The organism is Halorubrum sp. SD612, assembly GCF_002135005.1.
In genome coordinates this window covers 1-2,489 of sequence record NZ_NEWI01000258.1, presented here as the reverse complement: position 1 = coordinate 2,489, position 2,489 = coordinate 1, and the positions used below count along the sequence as shown (strand labels likewise).

The following is a 2,489-nucleotide window of genomic DNA, read 5'->3' as shown; positions in this document are numbered from 1 at the left end:
GGATGTGCCCGCCCCGCATCGCCCCCTCGCGGATGCCGGGCGGCTTCGTGGTGTCCCCGCGGAACTCCTCGGGCAGGCGAACGTCGATGAACTCGGTCGCCGCGTCGAGCTCCTCCCGCACGTCCTCGCGAAAGGCGCGGACCCTCGGATTCGCCGGGGGATCGAGCGTCCCGCCGTACTCCACGGCGGGCGGATCGACCGGCTCCGTGGTCGTCGGGTAGTCGTAGTCGGTCCAGTACTCGCGACCGCCGTCCATGATCCGGACGTCGCGGTGGCCGTAGTAGGTGAGCTGCCAGTAGAGGTGCGCCGCGAACCAGTTCGAGTTGTCCCCGTACACGACGACGGTCGTCTCCTCCGTGACCCCGCGCGACCCGAGGAACGAAGTCATCTCCTCGGCGTTGAGGATGTCGTGAGCGTCCGACGAGCGGAGGTCGGTCCGCCAGTCGACGCCGACGGCGCCGGGCGCGTGCCCCCTCTCGTAGAACGCGGTGTTGACGTCGACTTCGAGCAGCCGCAGGTCGGGCTCGTCGGAGGCGAACCGATCGAGCCGCGCGTCGACCCAGTCGGGACCGACGAGCACGTCCTCCGGGTACTGATTGTCCGCCGACACGTCCGTCCGCGTCCGTTCGTCGTCGTTCGGTGGGTTCTCGGCCGTCATGGTTGCTGGTCCGCGAATCGCTTCGCCAGTTCCGCGGTCGCTCGTCGGAGTCGGTACGACGCGGTCGAGCGGGGGACCCCGAGCTCGTCGGCGATCTCGTCGAGCGTCACCTCTCGCGGCGTCTCGAAGTATCCGCGCTCGACGGCGACGTTCAGGACCTCACGCTGTTCCGCCCGGATGTCCGCGCGAGAGAGGAGCCCGCTCTCCCAGTGGTCGACCTCGGTCAGGTGTTCGAAGGAGAACGACAGCCCCTCGCCGAGCTTCGCGGACAGGGTGTCGTACAGGAGCCCGATCTTCGAGTCGTCCTGTACCAACACCCGCCACCGGACCGTGTCGTCGGTCCGGGTCTGCTCGAAGAGCGCGCCACCGTCGACGTACTTCGCGGCGATGGTCGGGACCGATTGGCAGTAATCCACGTCGGAGACGTGCGTGTACGCGACTCTCCGCCGTTGCTCTTCGGTCAACAGGCTCGTCGTCCGGACCGCGTTACACGTCCGCGCGCTGATCGACTCCCGGTCGACGGACTCGTCCAAGAGCAGCTCGTCGACGGCCGCGAGGTCGGTCGGATCGCCGGTCACGGACTCGAGCGTCCACAGCTCCGAGGGATCGAGACACGAGTGGATCGCCTCCGATCGGAGGGAGTCGCGGTCGATGAACGCGTCGACGTACTCGTCGGCGCCGGCGTCGTACGTTATCTCGAAGGTGAAGTCGTACATCCGGGGTGGAGTCGGTCGGTAGCGGTGGTCTCAGTCGGGTGACCGCGGCGTCGGCAGCGGTGCGGGCGAGTCGAGCCGCGCGTCGGCGCTCGGCCCGGTCGGCTCTCGACAACGTGTCCGATACGGGTCCGACCTACTTAGCTTGCCTCGTCTGGTGTTTTCACCCTCGCCGCTCGCTCGGCGTCAGCTCGCTCCGCGGACGACGTGTCCGTACTTCAGCGCCGCGACGAAGATGCCGCCCCCCACCGCGTTGCCGACCGTCGCGAGCGAGAGGAAGGCGAGGTAGTCGGCCACCGTTATCTCGGGCGAGGAGAACAGCCCGAACAGCACCTCGACGTTGCCCGCGATCGAGTGGGGGAGGTGGAGCATCCCGATGGTCGCGGTGACGATGACCACGAGGAGCAGGCGGCCCGTCGTCTCCTGTGCGGCCGTGATGAGCCACGCGAGCAGCCCCATCAGCCAGCCGGCGAACACCCCGCCGACGAACAGCCACCCGAGGTCGTGCGTGACGAGCTTCAGGGCGATCGCCTCGAACGCCGCGGCCTCGACGACGCCGAGTCCCGGCGTCAGGAGGACCGCGAGCAGGGTGAAACAGAGCCCGCCGAGCAGGTTCCCGGCGTACACCAGCCCCCAGAGGCGACCCAGCTGGCCGAGCGAGGCCTGCCCGTCCATCACCGGGATCACCGCGAGCATCGTGTGTTCGGTGAACAGCTCCGACCGGCCGAGGATGACGAAGACGAAGCCGACCGAGTAGACGCTCGCGAGCAGCAGCTCGGTTCCCAGGTCCCCGTACCCGCCGGGCGAGAGGGTCAACACCACGGCCATGAGCAGCGGACCGAAACCGATGTCGAGGCCCGCGGACAGCCCGGAGAGCAGCAGTCCGGACCGCTCGCGGTTCATCTCGTGGAGCGCGCTGTCGAGGATGGAGTCGAGGATCGTCCGCGACGTCTTCTGTTCCGAGGCGGCGTCGGGGTTGTGGTCGCTCACGAGGAGTCCCGCGTCGGAGTTGTTGCCCGACGAACCCAACTCTTTCCCTCGACGAACCGGGGTTCCGGGACCGACGACCGACGCGAGCGACGCCCCCGCTCGGCCGCGCTCGGCGCCGACCGCTCCGG

Annotated in this window: 3 protein-coding genes; all 3 read right to left on the bottom strand. The window is 68.8% G+C overall.

Annotated elements, in window-relative coordinates; translation table 11 throughout:
* The coding region (locus B9G38_RS16060; RefSeq protein ID WP_086221043.1) for a sulfurtransferase at positions 1-658 on the bottom strand (658 nt) is incomplete at its 3' end.
* Positions 655-1,374, bottom strand: coding sequence for a helix-turn-helix domain-containing protein (locus tag B9G38_RS16055; RefSeq protein ID WP_086221042.1), 720 nt, complete (start codon positions 1,372-1,374; stop codon positions 655-657). The genes B9G38_RS16055 and B9G38_RS16060, both read right to left, overlap by 4 nt.
* 183 nt (positions 1,375-1,557) lie before the next feature.
* The gene (locus B9G38_RS16050; RefSeq protein ID WP_086221044.1) at positions 1,558-2,361 is read right to left on the bottom strand and encodes a formate/nitrite transporter family protein; all 804 of its coding nucleotides are present in this window, start codon (positions 2,359-2,361) and stop codon (positions 1,558-1,560) included.
* Positions 2,362-2,489 lie beyond the last annotated feature (128 nt).

What these genes read in the sequence shown, in the direction of transcription:
- B9G38_RS16055 (WP_086221042.1), bottom strand. Translation starts at nt 1,374, where the DNA reads ATGTACGACTTCACCTTCGAGATAACGTACGACGCCGGCGCCGACGAG.